At 57.8% G+C, this 25,901-nt stretch carries 23 protein-coding genes; 12 read left to right on the top strand and 11 right to left on the bottom strand.

The genetic code is table 11. The features are described from left to right. Positions 1 to 33: 33 nt before the first annotated feature. From QP990_RS04440 to tkt, 4 genes are all read right to left on the bottom strand, one after another. The gene (locus tag QP990_RS04440; RefSeq protein WP_023021500.1) at positions 34 to 969 is read right to left on the bottom strand and encodes a glucose-6-phosphate dehydrogenase assembly protein OpcA; all 936 of its coding nucleotides are present in this window, start codon (positions 967 to 969) and stop codon (positions 34 to 36) included. Between the two features lie 14 nt (positions 970 to 983). Next, entirely contained in the window at positions 984 to 2,516 is a 1,533-nt protein-coding gene (gene zwf / locus QP990_RS04435; RefSeq protein WP_284798529.1) for a glucose-6-phosphate dehydrogenase, read from the bottom strand. 99 nt (positions 2,517 to 2,615) lie between these two features. Next, a complete protein-coding gene (tal, locus tag QP990_RS04430) occupies positions 2,616 to 3,701 on the bottom strand; it encodes a transaldolase (protein WP_284798528.1) in 1,086 nt (361 codons plus the stop codon). Between the two features lie 29 nt (positions 3,702 to 3,730). Then, positions 3,731 to 5,803, bottom strand: a complete 2,073-nt coding sequence (tkt, locus tag QP990_RS04425; RefSeq protein ID WP_198010472.1) for a transketolase — start codon at positions 5,801 to 5,803, stop codon at positions 3,731 to 3,733. Positions 5,804 to 6,150: 347 nt separating this feature from the next. Between tkt and QP990_RS04420 the strand changes: the two genes are divergently transcribed. Then, positions 6,151 to 7,095: a heme o synthase gene (locus tag QP990_RS04420; RefSeq protein ID WP_284798527.1), complete on the top strand. Its 945-nt coding sequence runs from the start codon at positions 6,151 to 6,153 to the stop codon at positions 7,093 to 7,095. Positions 7,096 to 7,178: 83 nt separating this feature from the next. Here the strand turns inward: QP990_RS04420 and QP990_RS04415 are convergent, their stop codons facing one another. The 5 genes from QP990_RS04415 to mptB all read right to left on the bottom strand — a co-directional run bounded on the left by QP990_RS04415 (position 7,179) and on the right by mptB (position 12,807). Then, on the bottom strand, positions 7,179 to 8,162 hold the full coding sequence (locus QP990_RS04415; protein ID WP_023021505.1) for a quinone oxidoreductase: 984 nt from the start codon (positions 8,160 to 8,162) through the stop codon (positions 7,179 to 7,181). Between the two features lie 64 nt (positions 8,163 to 8,226). Continuing rightward, a complete protein-coding gene (locus tag QP990_RS04410) occupies positions 8,227 to 9,255 on the bottom strand; it encodes a heme A synthase (protein ID WP_284798526.1) in 1,029 nt (342 codons plus the stop codon). Between the two features lie 69 nt (positions 9,256 to 9,324). After that, positions 9,325 to 10,089, bottom strand: coding sequence for an ABC transporter permease (locus QP990_RS04405; RefSeq protein ID WP_023021507.1), 765 nt, complete (start codon positions 10,087 to 10,089; stop codon positions 9,325 to 9,327). 57 nt (positions 10,090 to 10,146) lie between these two features. Then, a complete protein-coding gene (locus QP990_RS04400; RefSeq protein WP_023021508.1) occupies positions 10,147 to 11,076 on the bottom strand; it encodes an ABC transporter ATP-binding protein in 930 nt (309 codons plus the stop codon). A gap of 6 nt (positions 11,077 to 11,082) precedes the next feature. Further along, positions 11,083 to 12,807, bottom strand: a complete 1,725-nt coding sequence (gene mptB / locus QP990_RS04395) for a polyprenol phosphomannose-dependent alpha 1,6 mannosyltransferase MptB (protein ID WP_284798525.1) — start codon at positions 12,805 to 12,807, stop codon at positions 11,083 to 11,085. 268 nt (positions 12,808 to 13,075) lie between these two features. Here mptB and QP990_RS04390 point away from each other — a divergent pair, with 268 nt between their 5' ends. From QP990_RS04390 to QP990_RS04350, 9 genes are all read left to right on the top strand, one after another. Continuing rightward, on the top strand, positions 13,076 to 13,813 hold the full coding sequence (locus tag QP990_RS04390) for a metalloregulator ArsR/SmtB family transcription factor (protein WP_023021510.1): 738 nt from the start codon (positions 13,076 to 13,078) through the stop codon (positions 13,811 to 13,813). After that, positions 13,810 to 15,249, top strand: a complete 1,440-nt coding sequence (sufB, locus tag QP990_RS04385; RefSeq protein WP_023021511.1) for a Fe-S cluster assembly protein SufB — start codon at positions 13,810 to 13,812, stop codon at positions 15,247 to 15,249. The genes QP990_RS04390 and sufB overlap by 4 nt, the downstream gene beginning before the upstream one ends. Positions 15,250 to 15,254: 5 nt before the next feature. Further along, entirely contained in the window at positions 15,255 to 16,409 is a 1,155-nt protein-coding gene (gene sufD, locus QP990_RS04380) for a Fe-S cluster assembly protein SufD (RefSeq protein ID WP_023021512.1), read from the top strand. A 29-nt stretch (positions 16,410 to 16,438) separates the two neighbouring features. Next, complete coding sequence (gene sufC / locus QP990_RS04375) at positions 16,439 to 17,197, top strand: Fe-S cluster assembly ATPase SufC (RefSeq protein WP_023021513.1); 759 nt, start codon at positions 16,439 to 16,441, stop codon at positions 17,195 to 17,197. Positions 17,198 to 17,242: 45 nt separating this feature from the next. Next, complete coding sequence (locus tag QP990_RS04370; protein WP_049378170.1) at positions 17,243 to 18,490, top strand: cysteine desulfurase; 1,248 nt, start codon at positions 17,243 to 17,245, stop codon at positions 18,488 to 18,490. Continuing rightward, positions 18,487 to 18,939 (top strand): Fe-S cluster assembly sulfur transfer protein SufU, encoded by a 453-nt coding sequence (gene sufU, locus QP990_RS04365; RefSeq protein ID WP_284798524.1) that lies wholly within the window; start codon positions 18,487 to 18,489, stop codon positions 18,937 to 18,939. The genes QP990_RS04370 and sufU overlap by 4 nt, the downstream gene beginning before the upstream one ends. Beyond that, positions 18,940 to 19,347 carry a metal-sulfur cluster assembly factor gene (locus tag QP990_RS04360; RefSeq protein WP_023021516.1) on the top strand — a complete coding sequence of 136 codons (408 nt, stop codon included), beginning with the start codon at positions 18,940 to 18,942 and terminating at the stop codon, positions 19,345 to 19,347. Between the two features lie 113 nt (positions 19,348 to 19,460). Then, positions 19,461 to 21,092, top strand: a complete 1,632-nt coding sequence (locus tag QP990_RS04355; protein ID WP_023021517.1) for an ABC-F family ATP-binding cassette domain-containing protein — start codon at positions 19,461 to 19,463, stop codon at positions 21,090 to 21,092. Positions 21,093 to 21,098: 6 nt separating this feature from the next. Next, positions 21,099 to 22,421 carry a DUF2254 domain-containing protein gene (locus QP990_RS04350; RefSeq protein ID WP_259824551.1) on the top strand — a complete coding sequence of 441 codons (1,323 nt, stop codon included), beginning with the start codon at positions 21,099 to 21,101 and terminating at the stop codon, positions 22,419 to 22,421. 24 nt (positions 22,422 to 22,445) lie between these two features. On the opposite strand, the gene QP990_RS04345 is transcribed toward QP990_RS04350, so the two are convergent. Then, entirely contained in the window at positions 22,446 to 23,810 is a 1,365-nt protein-coding gene (locus QP990_RS04345; RefSeq protein ID WP_248098354.1) for a PFL family protein, read from the bottom strand. Then, positions 23,811 to 24,080 (bottom strand): ACT domain-containing protein, encoded by a 270-nt coding sequence (locus QP990_RS04340; RefSeq protein ID WP_023021520.1) that lies wholly within the window; start codon positions 24,078 to 24,080, stop codon positions 23,811 to 23,813. A 103-nt stretch (positions 24,081 to 24,183) separates the two neighbouring features. Between QP990_RS04340 and QP990_RS04335 the strand changes: the two genes are divergently transcribed. Both QP990_RS04335 and QP990_RS04330 read left to right on the top strand, forming a co-directional pair. Next, a complete protein-coding gene (locus QP990_RS04335; protein WP_023021521.1) occupies positions 24,184 to 24,858 on the top strand; it encodes an NAD(P)H-binding protein in 675 nt (224 codons plus the stop codon). A 21-nt stretch (positions 24,859 to 24,879) separates the two neighbouring features. Continuing rightward, positions 24,880 to 25,845, top strand: a complete 966-nt coding sequence (locus QP990_RS04330) for a nucleoside hydrolase (RefSeq protein WP_248098352.1) — start codon at positions 24,880 to 24,882, stop codon at positions 25,843 to 25,845. The last annotated feature ends 56 nt before the right edge of the window (positions 25,846 to 25,901 follow it).

Here is a 25,901-nt window from a genome sequence, read left to right as displayed (position 1 = left end):
GCTATCCTTTACAAAGATTCAGATTAAAGCCGTTTACTGATTACTGTAGTCTACCTGGGCTAGTGCACGGAGCGCTTGTGCATAGGTTTTATCGGCATCCAAATGGCGCAGTTCTTCAGAAAGCACCTCAGCTTGTGAGCGCTTATTGAGGCTCACCAAGGATTCCGGCGAACCCGGAACACACACACGCACCGTGCGCTCGTCAATGACATCGACGTCTACGTGGGTTGTCTCCCGATTGAACCGCAAATGAGTCACTGGGAAGTGGTCCTCCTCGGAGTCGGCCACTGTGCGATGTACGGGAACTGCCAGGCGGTCGAGCAACCATCCAGCGGCGAAATCCGGGGCTGGGTGGCCGGCCGGACCTGCTACCTCTACCGACTTCACCGGCTCGTGGGGATGACGGTCCAAGGCGGAGGCAACGACACCGCGCCACAAGGTGATGGCAGCCCAAGACATATCGGAATCACCCGGCGTGTACCCGGCAGATAGGGTGCGAAGATCTTCGCCGGTCACGCGTCCGTCAAAGGCAACGTTAGTTATGCGGCGCTGCGCCAACTTTCCCACCGAGCTGGAGGCAGGGTCCGGTGGGCACAGAGTAGGCCACCAAGCGACCAGCGGGGTATCAGGTAGTAGCAGCGGCGTGACTACTGCTTCGTCTTGGTTTGCCAAAGCACCGTGCAACTTCATGATGACCATCTCGGAGGCACCTGCTTCGCCGCCCACGCGTAGCTGTGCATCAAGGTGGGTTTCGACCTGCGGGTCTCCCGTTACTACGACCAACACACGTGACGGGTGCTCGTGGGAGGCATCGCGCACGGAAGCGAGAATGCTTTCAAGGTCATCATCCTCACGGGCCGCCACGATTAGAGTGAGCACTCGGCCGGTAGTCAGGGTGTAATGTTCTTGCGCCTCTACTAACTTCTTGGAGATTTCACGCGTAGTGGTATTGGGCAATGGAATAATCATTGTCTGCGTCCCTCCTATGGGCGGCGCCAGGAGTGACCCCGGCGACGCAGTATTTTATCGGCGGATTCTGGTCCCCAGGTGCCAGCGCGGTACTCCTCGGGCTGTCCTGCTTCGGCCCAGTAGTCGATGATGGGGTCCAAAATCGACCAGGAAAGTTCTACCTCTTCATTGGTGGGGAATAGCGAAGACTCGTCCAAGAGGGCATCCAAGATCAATCGCTCATAGGCCTCCGGGGATTCCTCGGTAAAGGCCTCAGCGTAGGCAAAGTCCATATTGACGTCGCGCACCTCCATAGTGGAGCCGGGCACCTTGGAACCAAAGCGCATGGTGACACCCTCATCCGGCTGCACGCGGATAACGACCGCGTTTCTGCCCAGCGCATCGGTTTGACCATCGACGAATGGCTGGTTAGGAGCCGCCTTGAAAACTAGCGCAATCTCGGTCACTCTGCGGCCCAAGCGCTTGCCCGTCCGCAGGTAGAAAGGTACTCCTCCCCAGCGGCGGGAGTTGACTTCCAAGGTACAGGCAGCGTAGGTCTCCGTTGTGGATTCCGGATCGAAGCCTTCTTCCTCGCGCAACCCCTTGACAAACTCGGAGCCTTGCCACCCCGCGGAATATTGGCCGCGAGCAGTGGTCTTATTCAGAGGGTGAACGGCATGGGTAGCGCGCAAGACCTTTACCTTTTCAGCCCGCAATTCTTCCGGCTCGAAGGACGACGGTTCTTCCATCGCGACGAGGGCCAAGAGCTGCAAAAGATGGTTTTGGATGACGTCTCGAGCTGCGCCGATGCCATCATAGTAGCCAGCGCGACCGCCTAGGCCGATGTCTTCAGCCATGGTGATTTGGACGTAATCGATATAGTGGGCATTCCACATAGGCTCAAAAATCTGATTTGCAAAGCGCAAAGCCAAGATATTTTGTACCGTTTCTTTGCCCAGATAGTGGTCGATGCGGAACACCGCGGACTCAGGAAAGACAGCGTTGACAATCTCATTGAGCTTGCGTGCAGATTCCTGGTCATGGCCGAAAGGCTTTTCAATGATGACGCGGCGCCATGAGTCTGCAACGGAGTTGGCCATGCCCACCCGCTCCAGCTGGTGGCAGATATTGGAGAAAAACTCCGGTGGAACGGAAAGGTAATATGCCCAGTTGCTGCCGGTTCCTCGCTCTCGGTCTAGCTCGCCCAAGCGGGCGGAGAGGCGATCGAAGCCGGCATCATCGAAGGAACCTTGGACAAATTCGATGCCCTGCGACAGGTGCTGCCAGACATCTTCATTAAATTCGGTGCGCGAGCCCGCCACTACAGCTGACCGAACGTAGTCACAAAATGCGACCTTGTCCCAGTCACGGCGACCATAACCCACCAGGGTAAAACCAGCGGGCAAGAGACCTCGGCTCGCTAGGTCGTAGATTGCGGGCAGAAGCTTTTTATATGCTAGGTCACCGGTAACGCCGAAGATGACCATGCCCGCGGGTCCTGCGATTCGCGGCAATCGCTTGTCGCTGGCATTGCGCAAGGGGTTGACCCAAGCGGCTGAGTCGGTCACGAAGAATCCTTCCTGAGTTTATGGGCCTTTAGCTCGCTAATATTCTAGCGGCAGAATGCCCCGCCGAATCTTCGGCGGGGCACAAGTCACACGGCTAGTTTACGCGAGTCGTTCCTCGATGGAAGCAAGTAGTTCATTCCAAGCGGCAACAAACTTTTCTACTCCCTCGCGCTCTAGCACGGCAAAGACATCGTCGAAATCAATGCCAACCTCGTTTAGCTGGGCAAAGACGCCTTCTGCCGTCTCGCGGCTGTCCGATAGGGCATCTCCGTGAAGATTGCCTTGGTCGAGAACCGAATCGATGGTCTTTTCCGGCATGGTGTTGACCGTATGCGGACCGGCTAGCTCAGATACGTACAAGGTGGCTGGGTAATCGGGATTTTTCACACCGGTCGAAGCCCACAATGGACGCTGAAGGTGGGAGCCTTCTGGCAAGTCGGCGTCGTCAAGCAAAGTGTCCTGGAAGAGGGCATAGGCGCGCTGTGCATTGGCGACGCCCGCCTTGCCCCGCAGTGCTAGAGCTTGCTCGCTGCCAATGGCCTCCAAGCGCTTGTCTACTTCGGTATCCAAACGGGAAACGAAGAAGGACGCTACGGAGTGGATAGTTGCGACTTCCTTTCCGGACTCGGCGGCACGCTTGAGACCGGTACGGAAGGACTCGATGACAGCGCGGTAGCGTTCCACAGAGAAAATGAGGGTGACATTGACACTGATACCTTCCGCCAGGGCATCCTCAATTGCTGGGAGGGAGCCGGTGGTGGCTGGAATCTTGATCATGACATTAGGGCGATCGACCTTCGACCACAGCTCACGGGCCTGTTCGAGTGTGGCGGTAGGGTCATCCGAAATTCGCGGATCGACCTCAATGGATACACGGCCATCTGCCCCATCAGTGGAGGAGTAAATATCCGCAAAGAGGTCACACGCATTTTGAACGTCTTCAATGGCAAGGGCGTATACCGCTTCATCGGCGCTGGCCTTTGACTCCTTTAGCGTTGCCAGCTCGGCGTCGTAAGCGGTGCCATTGGTCATCGCCGCAGCGAAAATCGCTGGGTTGGTGGTCACGCCCACAATGGACTTGGTCGAAATGATTTCCTTGAGGTTGCCGGAAACGAGACGCTCGCGAGAAAGATCATCAAGCCAGGTCGAGGTTCCCAGCTGGGCAAGTTCCGAGATATGGTTCATGCTTTATCCTTATCCAGTCCTGTTAGGGGTTACTTATTCGCGGCGGCTAGGGACTCCTGTGCCGCCTCAACTACCGCTGCAGTGGTGAATCCAAACTTTTCAAAGAGCTCGCCTGCAGGAGCAGATGCGCCGTAGTGCTCAATGGAGATGCTGCGGCCAAAGGAACCGGTGTACTTATGCCATGGCATTGCAATACCGGCCTCAATAGAAACGCGCGCCTGCACCTTGCTGGGGAGCACAGATTCGCGGTAAGCGTCATCCTGCTCATCAAACCACTCGAGGCAGGGTGCGGACACAACGCGGGTCGCCGTTCCAGCTGCCTCTAGCTCCTTCGCGGCAGCGACAGCGAGCTGCACCTCAGAGCCTGTAGCAAGAAGGATGACCTCTGGTGTCTCCTTGGACTTTTCCACCAGAACATAGGCACCGCGGCGGACGCCGTCATGCGCCTTTTCCTTGGTGCCTTCCAGCACTGGTAGTCCCTGGCGGCTCAGCGCCAGGCCCTTAGGCGCGGCCTTGTACTCAAGGGCTGCCGCCCATGCCTGTGCAGTCTCGTTGGCATCCGCAGGGCGGATAACGGACAGGTTGGGAATGGCACGCAGGGCAGAAAGAGTCTCTACTGGCTGGTGGGTAGGGCCATCTTCGCCCAAACCGATGGAGTCATGGGTCCACACGTAGTAGGTATCGGTCGACATCAGGGAACCCAAGCGCACAGCCGGGTACTGGTACTCGGAGAAGATAAGGAAGGTGCCGCCGTAGACGCGGGTATTACCGTGCAGAGCAATACCGTTCATAATCGCAGACATTGCGTGCTCGCGAATACCGAAGTGCAGGTTGCGGCCATAGGGTTGAGCCGACCACATATCGGTAGTAATGGCCGCGGGGCCGAAGGAATCCGCGCCCTTGATCACGGTGTTATTAGAACCGGCAAGGTCGGCAGAACCGCCCCACATCTCCGGCAGAGAAGCAGCCAAGGCCTGGATGGCGGCTTCAGAAGCCTTGCGGGTGGCCAAAGTTTCGCCTGGTTCCCATTCCGGTAGATCAGCACTGAAGTCTTGCGGCAATTCGCGCGCATTCATGCGGTCAAAAAGTGCCTTATTCTCCGGATTAGCTGCAGCCCATGCGTCGAACTTTTCTTGCCACGCAGAGTGTTTTTCTGCGCCGCGCTCGCGCAACATGCGGGTGTGCGCAATGACCTCATCATCGATGTGGAAGCTGCGCTCCGGATCAAAGCCCAAGACTTCCTTGGTGGCAGCTACCTCGTCATCGCCCAACGCAGCACCGTGGACACCGCCGGTATTCATCTTATTCGGGGCAGGGTAGCCGATAACCGTCTTTACGCGGATGAAGGACGGACGATCGGTTTCTGCTTGAGCAGCCTTGACAGCAGCCTCAATGGCTACGACATCTTCTCCAGATTGCACCGTTTGGACGTGCCAGCCGTAGGCCTCATATCGGGCCACCACATCTTCATTGAAGGCAATATTTGTATCGTCTTCAATAGAGATTCGGTTATCGTCCCAGAAGACGATCAAGTTGCCCAGCTTTTGCGTGCCAGCCAGAGAAGAAGCCTCCGCGGTAACGCCTTCTTGTAGGTCGCCATCGGAGGCGATGGTGTAGATGTAGTGATCGAAGGGGGATTCACCAGCAGGGGCTTCTGGATCGAAAAGGCCGCGCTCCTTACGCGCCGCCATGGCCATTCCAACGGAGGACGCTAGACCTTGGCCGAGGGGGCCAGTGGTGATTTCAACACCGTCGGTGTGGTGGACCTCGGGGTGGCCTGGGGTGCGTGACCCCCACGTGCGCAGCTGCTCGAGGTCTTCCATTTCCAAGCCAAAGCCGCCCAAGTAGAGCTGGATGTACTGGGTAAGGGAAGAGTGGCCAACCGAAAGTACGAAGCGGTCACGGCCGGCCCAGTGCACGTCAGCGGGATCGTGATTAATGACCCGCTGGTAGAGCGTGTAGGCGAGGGGAGCGAGTGACATTGCCGTGCCGGGGTGACCGGAACCGCACTTTTGTACCGCGTCGGCGGCTAGTACTCGCACGGTGTCGATAGCGCGGGTGTCAAGCTCCGACCAATCCTCCGGATAACGGCGCTCAACCATAGTTTGGAGCTCTGGGGACAACTTATCTTTCGACACGAAAAGCCTCGCTTACGTCTAGGCAAAAAGTACTTAACTTTATTAAGTCTAGTAATTTTTTAGCCGGCGGTGCGCAATTATAGAAAGCCAGGCATAACCGGTATGCTGGCATGGCTAAGCGGTGCACGCGAGCACGCAAAAGCGTGTGCCAAATCTAGCGGACATGGGTCTGTAACCTCTCGCGCCTGCGCCGAAAAATGTGAGTGAGAGAACTGGAACTTTTTCACGGGCATGTGCGACCGCTAGGGGTGACCGCGCGCAGGAGATGCGCGAGGCACAGTTCACCAACGTTCAGATAGTGGAGGAATTCCTTGGAGACCATCAAGGCCTATTTTGCGCTAACGAAACCGAGGATCATTGAGCTCCTCCTCGTGGCCGCAATCCCGGCGATGCTCCAAGCGCAGCGCGGCGTGGAGGCTGTGTCAGACAATATTTGGCTCATCGTGTCGACCATTTTCGGCGGCTGGTTGGGCGCTGGCGCCGCCCACACGTTCAATAACGTCGTGGACTACGAGTTGGATCAAAAGATGCAGCGCACGAGGGCTCGTCCGCTCGTAAGAGCGAAGATTTCGAAGCGGAAGGCAGCCATTTTTGCCTGGGTAATGCTTATTATTTCCGTGCTGTGGCTGGGCCTCCTTGCCCATTCTTGGCTCGCAGCTTTCTTCGTCGTGTTGACGAACTTCTTCTATGTCTTCGTCTACACCAAGTTTTTGAAGATGCGCAATGCGCAAAACATCGTCTGGGGCGGCCTCGCAGGCTGTATGCCGGCCATGGTTGGCTGGGCCGTAATTCGGGATAATGCCCCAGCCGGAGAGCCTGACCGCTGGTGGCAGGCAGTGGTGCTCTTCCTCATCATCTTCTTCTGGACCCCGCCGCACACGTGGGCGCTGGCCATGAAGTACAAAGAAGACTACCGAAAAGCCGGCGTGCCGATGCTGCCTGTGGTGGCGGGCGAAGCAGAAGTCACTCGCCAGATCGTGTGGTACACCGTTGGAACGGTTATCGTGACCCTACTCATCGTCCCCGCAGCTTCGTGGATCTACTTGGTCGCAGCGGTTGCTTCGGGCGCGGTATTTCTGTGGATGGCTATCCGTTTGCATAAGGGAGTGAAAAACGGCGCCAAGGTTAAGCCGATGCGCTTGTTCATCTACTCCAATAACTACCTTTCGGTGCTCTTTATCGGTTTGTCCATCGACGCAGTCTTAGGCTGGGAGCCCTTAGGCCGGATGCTGGGTTGGTCGGCCACGTTATTCTAACTGCGCCCCATTCCAAGAGCAGGGCAAAAAGAGCGCGGGAGAAGCAATGCTGCTTTTCTCCCGCGCTCTAGGTGTAGGTGGGGCTAGTCCTCGTCTCCGTCGGCGTCTTGGACGCGCAGAACGATGGAGCCGGTAGTCTTGCGATCCTGCAAGTCGCGGTGAGCCGCAGCGGCTTCTGCCAAAGGATAGGAGGCCGTGACGTTAAAGCGTAGGTCGCCGTCCATGACAGCTTGGACGACTGCTTGGGCGCGCATTTGAAACTCGCCCTCTTGTGCCGTCCATGCGCCGATGGAAGGCCGCGTCAGGAAGATGGACCCATGCTTGTTCAGCAGCTGTGGGTCGATAGGCTCAACCGGACCAGAGGCGGCACCAAAAAGCGCGACGGTGCCGCGTGGACGTACTGCCTCTAGCGATTCCTGGAAGGTAGCTTTGCCGACGCCGTCATAAACCACGTCGACGCCCTTGTCACTGTTGTAGCGGCGAACTTGCTCGGCGAGTCCCTCGCCGTAGCGAAAAACCTTATCCGCCCCGGCCGCGTAGGATAGTTCTTCCTTTTCGTCCGTGGACACGACGGTATAAACGGTAGCGCCTAGCGACGATGCCATCTGGGTGAGGATTTGCCCCACGCCGCCGGCACCGGCGGTAATCAGGCAAGAAGCACCTTCGCCCAATTGATAGACCCCGTGCGCCAGATAGTGCGCGGTAATGCCTTGGAGCAACATGGATGCTGCAACCTCAGGTTGGAAATCGTCTGGGACTGCCACCAGTCCCTCGCGCGGGACGCAGACCTTCTCGGCGTAGGAGCCGAAGGCCTGGTTCCACGCCACCATTGTGCCTTCCGCAATTTCTCCCTTTGGGTCGTGGACGACTCGCCCAGTACCTTCGAATCCGGGAATGAAAGGGGCGGTCGCATTATAGATACCCTCACGGTAATAGGTATCGATGTAGTTGACGCCGGCCATGATGACGTCTACCAAGACCTCATCGTCATTCGGGGTGGGGGCGGGAACTTCGGTATAGCGAAGTACTTCTGGTCCGCCGGTTTCTGTGACCTGAATTGCGTGCATATAGCCAGGCTAGCGCAAAAAGCCGGCCGAGTGCAGGACTTCGGCCGGCTGGTTGCGCTGCGTGTTAAGCCGTCGCGCGTGCTGCTTCTAGCGAGGCTTGGCGTGCGGCGTACTTTTCATCGCCGCTAGGGGAGCCGGTGATGAGATCCGCGGTGCCATCGGTACGGCGTACGCCGTGTGCCCACAGTAGTGCGGTATAGGCCGCGACAAAGGAGGATAGCCCAATGTGGAAAGGAACAGTCCAGCGCGGAATGCTCATATAGAACTGGTAGACGCCTACGGCCCACTGGATAAGGATGCAGGCGATGAGGACCCAGCCCGCCTTCTTCGCGTCCTGTGGGGCACGGTTCTTATAGAGCAGGAAGATGGTAATAACGGTAAGCGTCAGGTAGACGTACATGCACATGGCGTGGGTGACGGCCATGGCTTCGGTATCCACCTGCAAGCGGCCTTCCATTCCGACCCCGGAATCGCCAGAGTGGACGCCCGAACCGGTAACCATAGTGCCGGTGATAAGAACAATGCTGAGGGCAATTGTTGCGACTGCAGCGAGCAAGCGAATCGCCTGGGGGAATCGTGCTCGTGGCGTTCCGTCATCGGGTTCCAAGATGCGGGAATAGAGCATTGCCGCCAGCCATACCAAGAGCATTGATGGCAGGAAGTGCAGTGCTACAGACCACCAGCGCAGGTCGAGATGGACAGAAATTCCGCCAATGACCGCCTGCAGCACAATGCCAGCGACATTGAGCCATGCATACACCTTAAGCTCTGTGCGCCGACGTGCCATGCGCATGGCGATGACGGCGGCTACCGCCGCAGCGGTGACGACGAACGTGAGCAGGCGGTTACCAAACTCGATGGCCTGGTGCAGTGCAGGAGCGGCGCCTTCCATGGGGACAAGGGAGCCAGGCTGGCACTCGGGCCAGGTAGGGCAGCCGAGTCCCGAGCCGGTCACGCGGACAATGGACCCAGACACGGTAATGCCACCCTGGCATAAGAGAAGGATGAGCGCGATGAGGCGCTGTTGCTGCAGCGTAGGGGCGGCTTCTTTAAAGAAGCGCTTGATTTTTGTCCAGTAATTCACGCATAGCATCCTACTAGTCGGGAGATTTTGGGCATAAAAATTCCTCTTGTTTCGGGCGGAACCGGACAAAAGTCACATTTAGCCCTCGAAGCGGAACCAACGGACCGCTGCGAACGACGCCACGGCGAGCCAAGCTACCAAGGAAATAAGTTCGAGGCCGGGGAAGGCGGAATTGGAGGCGTCGGTAAGTGCGCCTGCCAGAGCGACGGTGGGGACCACGTTGAGGATGCCATTATCGCCCAATCCCTGGGAGTATAGGGTCCACCCGACCACGCCGAGGAGCAGGAACCAGATGAGGTTGGCCAGCGCGAGCACCATCTCTGAACTAAGCGTGCCGCCAAGCAGTAGCCCCATGGCGGTAAAAGCCGCGACGCCAAAGAAAAGGGAGAGGAGCATGAGCAACACCCCACCCGCGCTGATACGCAGACCCAAAATGAAGGCGGCTATACCCAAGACAAGGATTTGGAATACCACCATCGTGAGCACGCCGAGGATTTTGCCGCCGATAATGGCCCACGCCGGCACCCCGGATGCCCCGGTGCGCTTGAGGGCCCCGTATCGTCGGTCAAAGGCAAGTGAAATAGCTTGACCGGTAAAGCCCGCAGAGGTGGCCGCAACTGCAAGCACCATGGGGAAAACCTCGTGCAGGCCGTGCTTGGTAACGGACTCCAAGTGGGCCGCACCAATGAGGATGGCCAGTGGAATGATGACGCTGAGCAGTTGCTGCTCGCCGTGGCGCAGCATGAGCTTAGCTTCCATCGTGCCTTGCGCGAGCAGCATAGCGCCGGCGCTGGTCCGCTTGGGGGCGGGAGTAAAGGTCCCGGGTTTAAAGGTGGTGCTCATAAATGGCTTCTTTCCTCGACACAATAAATTGAATATTTTCCCAAGATGGGATTACAGCTAGCTGCGCAAGTGGCGGCCCGTGAGGTCAAGGAATACCTCTTCCAGATTGCGGTGGGCCGCATCTAAGTACCGCAGTAAGACTCCTTGGCGGGCGAGCTCAGCGCTGAGCGTGGCGATGGTCTCGGGAGTGCCGGCTTGGCTCAAGCGGTAATGCAGGGGACGGGATTTGGTGGCATTAATCCCCGCCGCAGCTAGGGCCTCCATATCTACGTCGATGTCGGTGCTGAAATTAAGCCCTGCCGATTCCGTCTGGGCGGTAAGTTCTGCGGGGGTGCCGTGAGCTACCAGCTGACCATGATCCATGATGGCCAAGCGGTCTGCCAGCGACTCCGCCTCATCCATCAGGTGGGTGGTTAGAACGATGGTTACGCCATCCCGCTGCAGGGCTCGGACTAGGTCCCAGACCGCCAACCGGGATTGTGCATCCATGCCTGCCGTAGGTTCATCCAGAAAAACCAACTCGGGTCGTCCGATGATAGCCAAGGCGAGGGACAGGCGTTGCTGTTGTCCTCCAGATAGCCTGCGATAAGGGGTGCGAGCCACCCCCTCAAGCCCCAACGTTTCTAGTAGCCACTGCGGGGAGAGAGGCCGGGCGCTGTATCGGGCAGAAAGCTCCAGCATTTCTAGCACGCGGATGCCGGAATAGGAACCGCCGCCTTGGAGCATGATACCGACCTTTTCTCGCACCCTATCTGGTTCGGTACTTGGGTTTAGCCCTAGGACGTCGATGGTGCCGCTGGTGGGATGGAGAAAGCCCTCTGACATTTCAATCGTCGTGGACTTTCCGGCACCATTGGGGCCAAGGAGACAAAAGACCTCGCCCTGGGCAACGCTGAGGCTAAGGCCATTTACGGCAGTGGTGGAGCCAAACTTCTTCACCACGTTGTCCAAGGTTAGGGCTGGGCGGTCGGCTGAAATGGAATTCACGTGGCATTAGTTTAGGACACGGATTCCGCTGCGCCGCACTGCAACCCACCACAGGGTGGCGATAGCAGTGAAGGCACAGGCGGCTGACACGTAGACCACAATGATGGTGCTGGGGGGAAGGCCGAGACCGCGCGGCAGCACAAAGAAGCTCATCGCTGCGGAATAGGCTACGACGCTGAAGCGGAAAATGAGCCTATTAGCCCACGCGGCCAAAGGTAGTACGGCCCATAGGATGTACCACGGATGGACGACGGGGAAAAAGATAACCAGTACTAAAAAGGCGATGCCGAGTCCTCCCACGGGGTGGATGTGGCCGCGCAAGGTGGCAAAGAGCATGCGGGCCATGAAGGCTACCGCCACGAGAACACCAAAGGTGCGGGTGACTGTGAGAATGGCTTCGGTGTGGTCGCCAAGGCCTAGGAGCATTCCGATAAAACCGGTACCTACGCCTACGGCGGTGGACGTAGAAAGCCACGAGCGAATGGACGCCGCCCCGCCTTGCCCGGTAATCCACCCCAAGCTAATGCCGGTGCAGACGCTAATAAGAGCAACGGTTGCTACTAAAACGATTATTTGCAAAGCGATGGCGTAGGCCAGGGCCTTCCAGCGTGCCGTACCGTGTGCGTTGATGAGGCGGCGAGCGTAGGCCATGCCCACAAAGCCCAGCCCAATAAAGCCAGTAACCTTGACCATTCCGGCACAGGAAAGGCAAAAACCGGAAGCTACCAGGGCTAGGTAGGCACTGCGTCGGGAGGCATCCAGCTTGTCGACGCCGCGGAGACCCAGTTCCATGCCCACCAATAGCAAACCCAACATGATGGACTCATTATGGATTCCGCCCACTAGATGCAAGATGGTCAGCGGGTTGAGGATGCCGAGCCACAGTGCAGATTCTGGAGATACCCGGCAGCGCTGCGCGAGACAGCTTATGGCCCAACCAGCAACAATAATCCCGGCGATGGACAATAGGCGATGGGTGATAACGCCCAAGAGGATGGAGTTAGAAGTAACCGCGCTGACCACAGCTGCGAGGCCGAGTGCTACCGGGCCATAAGGGGAAGGGGAATTAGCCCAGATAAACGGCACGGAGCGGGCGAGCTTATTACCTGCCCCTAGCAATTGAACGGGCCCGGCAGAATATGGATCCATGCCCTGTGCCACGATGGAACCATTAGCCAAGTAGGAGTAGATATCTTGGGTGAATAGCGGGGCGGTAAAAATCAACGGGATGACCCACCCCGCCCAGGTTTGCCACAGTTGATGCGTGGTCACCAGACGGCGAGCACCCGCTGGGGCGGTGGCCTTGTCCTGAGGTTGGCGCAAGGGGGTTCCGACAAAGGGGGCGAGGAACACCCAAGCGGAGACCAATAGGCCTACTCCCACCATTACTATGGCGGAGGAAGTTTGCAGCATGCGGGACATCAAGGAGCCGAAGGGCACGTTGTCGTAGGGATTGCCCACCACGGGGAGTGCGCCGGCGCCTAGGGCGCCGAACGCAATGAGCAGGGAGCCTACCGTGCCTACCCAGCGCAGAATGAAAAATGTCCGCCACTGTGCTGTGGTGGTGCGCTTGAGGCCATCCGCATTGGCGGGGACAAAATCAAACCGAGAATCGGGTTCGGCGGCCCCCGTGTCTTCGGCGTGTAACCGTGCCGACCGGGAACCAGCGGTACCCAGCTGCGGCAGCTCTGCCTTCACGCCAGAAAATAAGCCGCGGATTTTGCCTGTCATGGCATATGACTTTACGCGAATCAATTGCTTAAACCCCAGCGGGCCCGCCCACATCGTGGGCAGCACGGTCGAGTCGGGCCGTTAGGGGAGTGTTGCCACCCCCGTGCCACGCCGAAGTTTGGCCAATGGTGGCATTCCGGAATGAATTAAGGAACACTAGTGTTGTCTAATATTGAAGGCGCTGTTGAACTGCGGCGAGCATCCCGGAGCTACGGGAGGACGTTGCGGGGCGGCAGTAAGTGTCTGAAGCGCGAAGGGAGGTCCCAGCATGAGCAGTCCGCAACGTAGTGTGGCTACGCCGAAGCCGGCGAAGGAATCCCGCACCACGGATGGTGATACCCGCCGTCAAGTTATGCTGTTGCTGTTGAAAGACGGGCCCGTTACCGCTTCCCACTTGGGTGAACGCCTTGGCCTTTCTGCTGCCGGAATTCGCCGGCACTTAGACAACTTGGTGGAAGAGGAACTGACGGAGGTCGTGCGCCGCCGACCCGCTACCCGCGGCTCTGCGGGCAGCGGGTCTGGTCGCGGGCGACCAGCCAAATACTTCCGCCTCACCGATCGTGGCCGCGCACAATTCGGTCACGCTTATGATGATCTGGCCTCAGAGGCCCTGACAGCTTTACGCGCGGTCGGCGGGTCTGAGGCCGTCAAACACTTTGCCAAAGTCCGCTTTGAGCGCCTCGTGGCAGATGTTCGGCCTCTGATAGAAGAGGGCGAGTCTGTTGAAGACGTGGCTCGCAAGCTGGCCGAGGTGCTGGATGAGCACGGGTATGCCGCCACGGTGGACCGCGCCGGCCAGGGAGTGCAGATCTGTCAGCACCATTGTCCGGTCTCCCACGTGGCGGCCGAGCATCCAGAGCTGTGTGAGGCGGAACAGGAAGTCTTTTCTGCTTTATTAGGCAAACACGTACAGCCTTTGGCTTCCATTGCTGGAGGTCACGGAATCTGTACCACTAACATCCCCTTGACACCCGTTAATACAAATACTGAAAGGAGCGAGTCATGACCCAGGCACAATCGGCACCCGATAACAAGATGACCGATGATGAAATCATTGATTCCATTGGTGCATATGAGTACGGCTGGCACGACTCGGACGCGGCTGGTGCTTCTGCTCGCCGCGGCTTAAACGAAGATGTAGTACGCGATATTTCCGCCAAGAAGGGCGAGCCAGAATGGATGCTTAACCAGCGCCTAAAGGCTCTCAATATCTTTGATAAAAAGCCCATCCCCACGTGGGGTGCGGACCTATCTGGCATCGACTTTGACCAGATCAAGTACTACGTGAAGTCCACCGAGGAGCAGGCCCAGACGTGGGAAGACCTCCCGGATGACATTAAGGCCACCTACGATAAGTTGGGCATTCCAGAGGCCGAAAAGCAGCGCCTCGTTGCAGGTGTGGCAGCCCAGTACGAGTCTGAGGTTGTCTACCACCAGATTCGTGAGGACCTAGAAAGCCAGGGCGTTATCTTCGTCGATACCGACACCGCGCTGCGTGATTACCCAGAGCTCTTCAAGGAGTATTTCGGTACCGTCATTCCCGCGGGCGATAATAAGTTCTCCGCGCTGAACTCCGCCGTGTGGTCGGGTGGCTCCTTCATTTACGTGCCAAAGGGAGTGCACGTGGATATTCCGCTGCAGGCTTATTTCCGCATCAACACGGAAAACATGGGTCAGTTTGAGCGCACCCTCATCATCGTTGACGAGGACGCCTATGTGCACTACGTCGAGGGCTGTACCGCACCTATCTATAAATCCGACTCTTTGCACTCTGCAGTAGTAGAGATCATCGTGAAGAAGGGCGGCCGTTGCCGCTACACCACCATTCAGAACTGGTCCAGCAACGTCTACAACTTGGTGACCAAGCGCACCAAGGTAGAAGAGGGTGGCACCATGGAATGGGTCGACGGCAATATTGGTTCCAAGGTCACGATGAAGTACCCGGCAGTGTGGATGACCGGACCATATGCAAAGGGCGAGGTCCTCTCCGTTGCCTTTGCTGGTGAGGACCAGTTCCAAGACACCGGTGCCAAGATGACCCACATGGCCCCGCACACCTCTTCCAATATCGTTTCCAAGTCGGTGGCTCGTGCCGGCGGTCGCGCCGCTTACCGCGGCTTGGTGCAGGTCAATCAGAACGCGCACCATTCCACGTCGAATGTCGAATGCGATGCACTGTTGGTCGACAATATCTCGCGTTCGGATACATACCCGTATAACGACATCCGCAATGACCACGTCACGCTGGGCCATGAGGCAACCGTTTCCCAGGTTTCTGAGGAGCAGCTGTTCTACTTGATGTCCCGCGGCATTGCGGAAGAAGAAGCAATGGCGATGATCGTGCGTGGCTTCGTTGAGCCGATTGCTAAGGAGTTGCCGATGGAGTACGCCCTCGAGCTCAACCGCCTCATCGAACTGCAAATGGAAGGATCGGTCGGCTAAAGAAAATGGTCGCTTCGAACGAATTCAATCCGGATAAGATCACCAAGGGTGATGTCTTTACCTCCACCAACGTGGAGGACTTCCCGGTGCCACACGGCCGTGACGAGGTCTGGCGCTTTGTTTCCCTGCGCAAGCTCCGTGGCCTGCATAATGGCGAGTTTGCTGAGGCTGTAGCCCAGGATGTCACCGTGAGCGAGCACCCGGGCGTAAGCTCCGAGACCGTCGCTCGTGATGATGAACGATTGGGCCGTGTAGGTACCCCGTCTGATCGTGTCGCGGCACAGGCATGGACCTCCATGCCAGAAGGCCAGGTTGTCACCATCGATGCAGAGGCTCAGGTCGAAGAACCCGTCGTCATTACCTATACCGGCAAGGGCGAGGGCGTAACGTCCTTTGGCGCCACCTCCATCGAGGTAGGCCACCACGCTGAAGCTACCGTCATTTTGAAGTATGTCGGCTCCGGCACCCACGCGGATAACGTCGAGTTCATCGTGGGCGATGGTGCTCACTTGACCGTTGTCGTTGACGTTGACTGGGAAGACGATGCGGTTCACCTGTCCAACCACGTTGCCCAGCTCGGCCGCGATTCCGTGCTACGCCATAACTCCGCCATCTTTGGCGGCGAAGTAGTACGCATCGTGCCGCGCGTGAACTTCACCGAGCAAGGTGGCGACGCAGAGCTATTGGGCGTGTACTTCGCGGACGAAGGCCAGTACTTTGAGAACCGCATGCTCGTGGATCACTCCGTTCCTAACTGCCGTTCCCATGTTCTTTATAAGGGCGCGCTGCAGGGTACTAAGCAAAATGAGGCCCGCACCTGCTGGGTGGGCGATGTTCTCATTCGCTCCAATGCACAGGGCACTGATACCTACGAGACCAATAACAACCTGATCCTGACCGAGGGCGCTCGCGCGGATGCAATCCCTAACCTGGAGATTGAGACTGGTGAAATTACCGGCGCCGGCCACGCAGCCACCGTTGGTCGCTTCGATGACATTGAGTTGTTCTACCTCATGTCTCGCGGCATTCCAGAGGCTGAAGCCCGCCGCCTCATCATCCGTGGCTTCTTCAATGAGGTCATCCACCGCATCCCGGTGCAGTCCCTGTCTGAGGAATTGGAAGACCGCATTTCCGAAGAACTGGAAAAGATCTCCGCCTAAAGCTTTCATAGAAGGAAACCACACACATTATGTCTACTCTGGAAATTAAGAACCTCCACGCTCAAGTGCTGCCGACGGAAGAAGGCGGCGAGCCGAAGGAAATTCTCAAGGGCGTCAACCTGACGATCAACTCTGGCGAGATCCACGCCATCATGGGCCCGAACGGCTCCGGCAAGTCCACCTTGTCCTACACCATCGCCGGCCACCCAAAGTATGAGGTTACCGAGGGCGAGGTGCTGCTCGACGGCGAAAACCTACTGGACATGCCCGTCGATGAGCGCGCTCGTGCCGGCCTTTTCCTGGCAATGCAGTACCCCACTGAGGTCCCGGGCGTAAAGGTCTCCCAGTTCATGCGTTCCGCCGTCACCTCCATCCGCGGTGAGGCACCGAAGCTGCGTGAATGGAATAAGGAGCTTACCCAGGCCCGCGAGAACCTGAAGATCGATAAGTCCTTCATCTCTCGCTCCGTTAACGAGGGATTTTCCGGTGGCGAGAAGAAGCGCCATGAGGTTATGCAGCTGGATATCCTCAAGCCAAAGTTCGCAGTGATGGATGAGACGGACTCCGGCTTGGACGTTGACGCCTTGCGCATCGTTTCTGAGGGCATCAACAGCTACCAGAAGGAAACCAATGGTGGCATTTTGATGATTACCCACTATAAGCGCATCCTGAACTACGTGAAGCCGGACTTTGTCCACGTCTTCGCTGATGGCCACGTCATCAAGACCGGTGGCGCCGAATTGGCCGATCAGCTCGAGTCTGACGGCTACGACCAGTTCCTCAAGTAAGGACCGGCCACCGGCCGGTCAACCGAGACTATCCTAAGAAGATTCATGTCTGGATTTGATGTAAACGCAATCAGGGAGCAGTTCCCGATTCTCCAGCGCACCGTCCGAGGCGATAAGCCTCTGGTGTATCTGGATTCAGGCGCTACCTCCCAGCGCCCGCTGTCGGTGTGGAAGGCGGAAGAGGAGTTTGTGTTGCATACGAACGCCCCTGTTCACCGCGGTTCCTACCAGTTGGCGGAAGAAGCCGATGATGCCTATGAGTCCGCACGGCAGGCTATCGCCGCGTTCGTAGGCGCGGACCGCGATGAAATCGCCTTTAGCAAAAACGCCACCGAGGCCCTGAACGAGGTTGCTTATGTGCTTAGCGACGAACGCGCGGGGGACCTCTACGTAGGCGAGGGCGATACCGTTGTGATCACCGAACTGGAGCATCACGCTAACTTGGTGCCGTGGCAGGAGCTTTGCGCTCGTACCGGCGCTACGTTGAAGTGGTACTCCATGACCGAAGACGGTCGCATCGATCTCGATTCGCTCGAACTCGATGAATCCGTCAAGGTCGTTGCGTTTACCCATCAGTCCAATGTGACCGGTGCTGTGGCGGATGTCGATGAGCTGGTACGCCGCGCCCGCGCGGTTGACGCCATGGTTGTACTCGACGCCTGCCAGTCGGTGCCGCACATGGCGGTAGATTTCCACGCCTTGGATGTGGACTTCGCGGCGTTTTCCGGTCACAAGATGTGTGGCCCCAGCGGCGTTGGTGTCCTCTACGGCAAGGAGGAGCTGCTCAAAAAGCTGCCGCCTTTCTTGACCGGTGGCTCCATGATTGAGATTGTCAAGATGGAACAGACAACCTTTGCCGAGCCGCCGACACGCTTTGAGGCAGGCACGCAGATGACCAGCCAGGTAGTAGGCCTCGGCGCCGCGGTGAAGTTTTTGGAAGAAGTGGGCATGGATAATATCCACGCGCACGAAAAGAAACTTACGGAGCGCGCACTGCGCCAGCTGAAGGAAATCCCGGGCCTGCGCATCATCGGCCCGGAAACCACTGAAAACCGCGGCGGTGCCATTTCTTTCACCGTGGACGGCGTTCACCCGCATGACTTGGGCCAGGTCCTCGATGACCACGGCGTGTCCATTCGCGTTGGCCACCACTGCGCGTGGCCATTGCACCGCGCCTGCGGGGCACAGTCCACCGCCCGAGCCAGCTTCTACCTCTATAACACCGAGGAAGAAGTAGATAAGCTGGTGGAAGCAATCAAGGCCGCCCGCGAATTCTTTGGAGTTGCCTCATGAACCTAGATTCCATGTACCAGGACGTCATCCTGGACCACTACAAGAACCCGCAGTACGCCGGACTGAGGGAGCCTTATCAGGCTGAGGTTCACCATGTGAACCCGTCCTGCGGAGATGAGCTGACCCTGCGCGTGCGTCTTTCCGATGACGGCAAGACCGTTGAGGACGTCTCCTATGACGCGGAAGGCTGTTCCATCTCGCAAGCTTCTACCTCGGTTATGGCTGAAGAAATCGTTGGGCTACCGCTCGCGCAAGCCAATGAGAAGCTGGCCGAGTTTGAAAAGATGATCACCTCTCGCGGCCAGGACGAGGGCGATGAAGACCTCATCGGTGATGGCGTAGCCTTCGCCGGAGTGTCCCAGTACCCAGCGCGCGTAAAGTGTGCGCTCCTCGGATGGAAGGCCTTCCAGGCTGCTTCCGCCGATGCACTAACAGAAGTGGAGAGCTAGATGACTGATCCCGTAGATCCTTATCAGAACGAGAATTCCTCTTTCTCCGGCAGCGGCGAGCGACCGGAGCAAACCGAAGAGCAGATTTCCAAAGCCTTTGACGTCACCGAATTTATGCGAGACGTCATTGACCCTGAGCTCGGGATCAACGTTGTTGACTTGGGCCTTGTCTATGATCTGTGGTTCGAAGAGGACAATGGCAAGGAGATCGTCATGATTAATATGACGTTGACCTCGCCGGCCTGCCCATTGACCGATGTCATTGCTGAGCAGGTGGAAGACATCGTCAAGGCCAATAAATTGGCCGATGCCGTCCGTATCAACTGGGTATGGATGCCACCATGGGGTCCGCAGATGATTACGGAAGAGGGCCGCGAGCAACTTCAGGCCCTCGGCTTCGCGGTTTAAATCGCGTCCTACGCACACGCCTCCAGCAGCGCATTTCCCGGTCTAGGGAGACAGTTGTTGGGGGCGTTAGCGCGTCTTAGCGTCGGCAGCGTCAATTGCTAGACTGTTTCTTCGTGATTGTAACCAATGATTTCGAAGTCAGGGTAGGAGCGCGCACGCTTCTCGAAGCCCCAGGGCAGCACTTGCGTGTGCAACCCGGTGACCGCATCGGGCTTATCGGCCGCAACGGCGCGGGCAAGACGACGACTATGCGCATTTTGGCAGGGGAGACCGAGCCCTATGGCGGCTCAGTTACTCGTTCGGGCCCCATTGGTTATTTGCCCCAGGATTCCCGCGAAGGAAATATTGAACAGACCGCGCGAGAGCGCGTTCTCTCCGCCCGCGGTTTGGATGATCTCAAGCGCCGCATGGCCAAGCAACAAGAGCTTATGGAATCGGCCACTGACGATAAGTTCCGGGATAAGGCCATCCGGAAATACTCCCGCTTGGAGGAGCAATTCGAGTCGCTTGGCGGCTATGAAGCCGACTCCGAGTGCGCGCAAATATGCGATAATTTGGGTCTGCCGCAGCGCGTCCTAGACCAGCAACTCAAAACTCTCTCGGGTGGTCAGCGCCGCCGCGTGGAGCTAGCGCAAATTCTCTTTGCCGCTACCGAGGGGTCCGGAAAATCCCAGACCACCCTGCTCCTCGATGAGCCGACGAACCACTTGGACGCGGATTCTATTACGTGGCTCCGCCAATTTCTGTCCAAACATGAGGGCGGGCTCATTATGATTTCTCACGACGTCGAGCTGCTTGAGGCCGTGTGTAATAAGGTGTGGTTCCTCGATGCGGTTCGCGGCGAGGCCGATGTATACAACATGGGGTATAAGAAATACCTCGATGCTCGTGCTACCGATGAAGCGCGCCGTCGCCGAGAGCGGGCCAATGCGGAAAAGAAGGCATCCGCCCTGCAAAAGCAGGCTGCTAAGTTGGGTGCTAAGGCAACGAAGGCCGCTGCGGCCAAGCAAATGCTCCACCGCGCTGAGCGCATGATGAGCCAGCTCGATGAGGTGCGGGTGGCCGATAAGGTGGCCAATATTAAGTTCCCCGAGCCGGCACCGTGCGGTAAGACACCCATGAATGCCAAGGGGCTGACCAAGATGTACGGCTCCCTAGAGGTCTTCGCCGGGGTGGATTTGGCCATCGATAAAGGGTCAAGAGTAGTGGTGCTGGGCTATAACGGCGCGGGTAAGACCACGCTGTTGAAATTGCTGGCCGGAGTGGAGCGCACCGACGGTGAAGGTGGCATCGTCAGCGGCCACGGCTTGCGGATCGGCTATTTTGCGCAGGAACACGACACCATCGATCCGGATAAGTCTGTATGGCAAAACACCATTGACGCCTGCCCAGACGCGGATCAGCAGGAACTGCGTAGTCTGCTTGGTGCCTTCATGTTCTCCGGCGAGAAGTTGGAACAACCCGCGGGCACTCTATCCGGCGGTGAGAAGACGCGCCTAGCCTTGGCCGCGCTGGTCTCTAGCCGCGCGAATGTGCTGCTGCTGGATGAGCCGACGAATAACCTGGATCCAATCTCGCGCGAGCAGGTACTCGATGCGCTAAAAACCTATACGGGGGCCGTGGTGCTGGTTACGCACGATCCGGGCGCGGTCAAGGCTTTGGACCCGGAACGCGTAATCATCATGCCCGATGGTGACGAAGATTTGTGGTCCGATGACTACATGGAAATCGTGGAGCTAGCTTAGGAAAACATGAAGACGCTACTGGAGAGGATGCCTGCCTGGCGGGAAAAGTTTTGGCTAATCCCTGCAGTGGCGGTGGCCGTTGCCGCCGTCAACGCAGAGTTGCTCATCGCGGTCGGTAGCCGTTTTCGCGTGGCAGCCACCCCCTTTTATGATGGCAGCGCCGATAGTGCCCAAGGGATTCTAAGCGCGGTAGCTACCTCGTCGCTGTCCCTTGCTGGCACCCTTTTCTTCATCACGCTGACCGCACTTTCTGGTGTTGTCACAGTAATGGGGCCGCGCCTGCTGCATGAGTTTCTAAAAGATCGCTCTATACAATCGACCCTGGCGATCTATCTTGCAACCTTCATTTTTGCCCTTCTTTCTTTACGTGCGGTGCAAACGGGCGGTAATGGGAAAGAAGAATATGTTCCTTCCTTGAACGTAGCAGTAACGGTGCTGTTGGCCATCGCCTGCGTAATCTTCCTCATTTATTTCATCGTCCATATTGCCCAATCGATCAGTATGTCTCACGTAGTTCACGTGGTGGCCGAAGACGTAGAGGACCACATGCGCCGGCTCATCCGGCGGGGCGAAGAGGAAAAAGCGGCCAAGGCTCCTGGGCCAGAATTTTACGTGGATGCGGAAAAGCGGCGCAGCAGTGGAACTGGCTACCTCAAGTTCGTCGACTATGACGCCATTGCGCAGGCAGCGGCACGGGAGAATTGCGCGGTGCACCTCGGCGTGGCGCCGGGTGACTTGGTACTGGAAGGCGAGGTTATCGCGCACGGTGTGCCGCGCCTGCCGGAAAATGTTGAGCGCCATATCGTGCTCACCCAGTACAGGGAGCATGCCTCAGCTCACGACCCTCGTTTTACCGCCCGGCACCTGGCGGAGATTGCTGCCCGCGCATTGAGTACTGGTGTCAATGATCCGTACACGGTCATCGATATCATTGACCGCTTTACCCAGATCCTCACCGTCATCGGGGATAAGCGGCTTCCGCAGGGCATTGTGCACGTTAACGGCGAGTTTCGCCTCGATTACCAAACGTTCAGCTATGAGGAAATTGTGGAGGCGATGTTCGCGCAGATTCGGCGGGACGCCGCCGATAACGCGGAGATTTACCTCAGTTTGCTGGATAACCTGGCCAAGGTAGTGGCCCTTTTGCGCACTGCTGAGCGCCGGAGCGTGCTTGCCGACGCCGCCCGGGCCATCTACTCTGATGCCCGCCGCCAAGTTGGCGGCGAGGTGGAATTAAAACAGCTGGAATCTTCCTACCAGCATTTCCAGGACAACCTCGCCGAAAGGGCGGAGTCGGAGAAACCCGGCGAAGAGCACGCCGCGGACTAGGCCGCGGCGCAGTTGCCGCTCTCCTTAGTTGCGGAATCCATGCACTGGAGCGGGGATGAAGCCGCCGCGGTTAATGAACTGCGCGTTGCCTACTTCATTGACCGGGATCACCGGTGCGTAGCCCAGCAGGCCGCCGAAGCTCACCTCGTCGCCCACCTGGGCGCCAGGAACCGGGATCACGCGTACCGCCGTGGTCTTATGATTCATCACGCCGATGGCGGCCTCGTCAGCAATCATGCCCGAAATCGTCGCGGCCGAGGTATCGCCCGGCAGCGCAATCATGTCAAAGCCCACCGAGCAAATGGCGGTCATGGCCTCCAGCTTGTCCATGGAGATAGAGCCAGACTTAACCGCATCGATCATCCCCTTATCCTCGGAGACCGGGATGAAGGAGCCAGACAAACCGCCGACGCGGGAGCAGGCCATCATGCCGCCCTTCTTTACGGCGTCGTTAAGCAGAGCCAAAGCAGCAGTTGTGCCGTGCGTGCCTACTTGGTCCAATCCCATATGCTCAAGGATGTGGGCCACCGAATCTCCCAATTCGGCAGTAGGGGCAAGCGAAAGGTCGATGATGCCGAAGGGTACGCCAAGGCGCTCGGAGGCCATGGTGCCCACTAGTTGCCCGGCGCGGGTGATCTTGAAAGCGGCCTTCTTGACTTCTTCCGCTACCTGGTCCAGGCTGGCCCCTTCGAGCGATCCCAAGGCGCGGTCGACAACACCTGGGCCAGAAACGCCGACGGAGACTACGCAATCGGGTTCTTCGATGCCGTGGAACGCGCCGGCCATAAATGGGTTGTCACCCACAGAGTTAGCAAAGACCACCAGCTTGGCGCAGGCAATGGCGGAATTGTCCTTGGTCAGCTCGGCAGCTTCCTTGATAACCTCGCCCATCTTCCTTGCCGCATCCATGTTGATACCGGCGCGGGAACTGGCGATATTGACGGAGGAACACACGACGTCAGTCGTAGCTAGCGCTTCTGGAATGGAACTTATGAGCTTTTGTTCCGCGGTGGTAGCGCCCTTTTCGACCAGAGCGGAATAGCCGCCCACGAAGTTGACTCCTACCTCTTTGGCTGCCTTGTCCAGTGCCTTTGCGGCGTCGACGGGGTTTCCTTCTACACCGGCTACCACCAAGGATATTGGGGTCACGGAGATACGCTTATTTACGATGGGGATACCCAGCTCGCCTTCGATGCCTTCGCATACCTCCACTAGGCGCCCGGCCTGCTGCGTGACGCGGTCATAGATGGCCTGGCAGGTAGCGTCCATGGTGGATCGGGTGCATCCAAGGAGGGAGATGCCCATGGTTACGGTGCGGATATCGAGACGATAGTTCTCAATCATCTCGATGGTGTCCAAGATATTAGTGGTATTAAAACGCGTGCTCATTTAAATCTCATTCATGGCGGTGAAGAGGTCTTCGGACTGAATGCGGATGGACTGGTGTTTTTCTTCCGCCACGGGGCGCATATGCTCCTTGATGGTCTGGATGGAGACCTTATCCGCATCAAATTCGACGCGGAGGATCATGGTGAAGTAACCGCCCATGAGTGTTTGGGACACGTCAATGACGTTGATATCGAGTTGGGCAAGGGTAGTGGTCACCGCGGCGATAATGCCGGTGCTATCGGCTCCGGTGACGGTCATAATGGCATACATGCAAGCAATTCTATCTGCTCGCTGCAGCCACCGCCGCCATTTTGCCACCGGTACTGGCCGGGGTCGCTGCGGGCAAGAGGCGTCGTTGTTACGGTGGGGAGGTATGACTGATAAAAAGAAGATTCTGTACATCGGTGGACATGGCAAGGTCGGCCTGTTGGCCGCCCCAAAGCTGGTGGAGGCCGGACACGAGGTCCACTCCCTTATCCGCAACCCTGAGCAGAAGTCTGAGATTGAAAAGCTCGGCGCGACCCCGGTATTGGCCGATATTACCGAGCAGACCGTTGCGCAGTGGGCGGAGCTTTTCGCCGCTTATGACGCCGTAGTGTGGGGCGCTGGCAACGGCGGCCGCGGTGGGGCAGACCTTACGTGGGCCGTTGACCGCGATGGTGCCCTCGCCACCCTCGATGCTATGGAGACGCTGCAGCAGGAGGGAAAGAACCTGCCTGCCTACCTCATGATTTCCTATGTCGGTTCCCAGGAAGCCACCACGGATCCCGCCGACGAGAAGTGGTATGCCTACGTTGAGTCCAAGAAGGAAGTGGACAATCGCCTTGCTCAGGCAGAGTTTCCGCACCTTATCCTCAAGCCAGCAATGCTGACCGAGGAACCAGCACAGGGGCTGGAGCAGATCGAGGATAAGGCGCTACAGGAGTCCATGACTTCTTCGCGCGAGCTGGTCGCCGATGTCATCGTCGAGGCCCTCGGCCGCGAAACCCTGCCGGAATCCCCGCTCGCCTTTGTAGATGGCGACAATCCGGTGAGCTCCATCAAGTAAGGCGTTAGACTGGCTGGCACTATGATTGCCACGCCTCCAGCTATTTTAATTGATTGTGACCCCGGCATAGATGATTGCCTCGCCCTGATGTATTTGGCGGGCCTTCATCAGGCCGGGGAAATTGAGCTGGTGGGCGTTACCACTACAGCCGGCAACGTCGAGGCCTATCAGACTGCGGCCAATGCCCGCTGGATCCTGGATTTGTGCTCGCTTGCCGATGTCCCCGTAGCCCCCGGTTTGACCCGCCCTTTGAAGGTGGATCTCACCACAACCCCTGAGACCCATGGTTCGACGGGATTGGGCTATGCCACTGCACCTACTACCACGCTGCACCACAGCGATTGGCAGCGTCTATGGAAAGAAGCACTAGCCGCTCATCACGATCTGCAGTTGATTGTTACCGGGCCGGTCACCAATCTTGCAGCATTTGAAAAAGCCCATAGTGAAGCCGTCGCGCAGTTTGGCGCCATTACCATCATGGGCGGCGCGGTTAACTACCGGGGAAATACCACCCCGACCGCGGAATGGAACTTTTGGGTTGATCCGCACGCCGCCGCCCAGCACTTTCATTCATCTGCCCCGCGCGTTCCCACCACACTATGTTCGCTTGAGCTAACAGAGCAGTTTCTCATTACCCCACAGCGCCTAGAAGCGGTCATGGAATTATTGCACGGACACCCTATGGCACAAATCCTGCCGGATGTGTTGCGCTACTATTTTGAATTCCACCAAGCGCAGGGGGAAGGCTATCAGGCCCAAATCCACGACCTTTTGACGTGCATGATCGCCTTAGAGCAGATCGACTTCGAGGTTGTAGAAACTACCGTTGATGTCGAAGCGGAATCGCCGCTACTGCGGGGGACGAGCGTTGCGGACTTGCGAAACCACTGGGGCCGAGCCCACAACGCACGACTGGTTACGAGCGCAGATATGGAAGCCGCGCATCAAGAATGTCTGCGGGGGTTTACACTATTGGCTTCACGCTAGTGGCTTTTAAAGAGCAGAACCTCTACTATTATCCGCGGCGCACGTGCCGTGCGGGA

It is taken from the genome of Corynebacterium sp. MSK071 (assembly GCF_030232125.1).
GTDB classification, from domain to species: domain Bacteria; phylum Actinomycetota; class Actinomycetes; order Mycobacteriales; family Mycobacteriaceae; genus Corynebacterium; species Corynebacterium kefirresidentii.
This window is presented reverse-complemented; position numbering and strand designations above follow the sequence as displayed.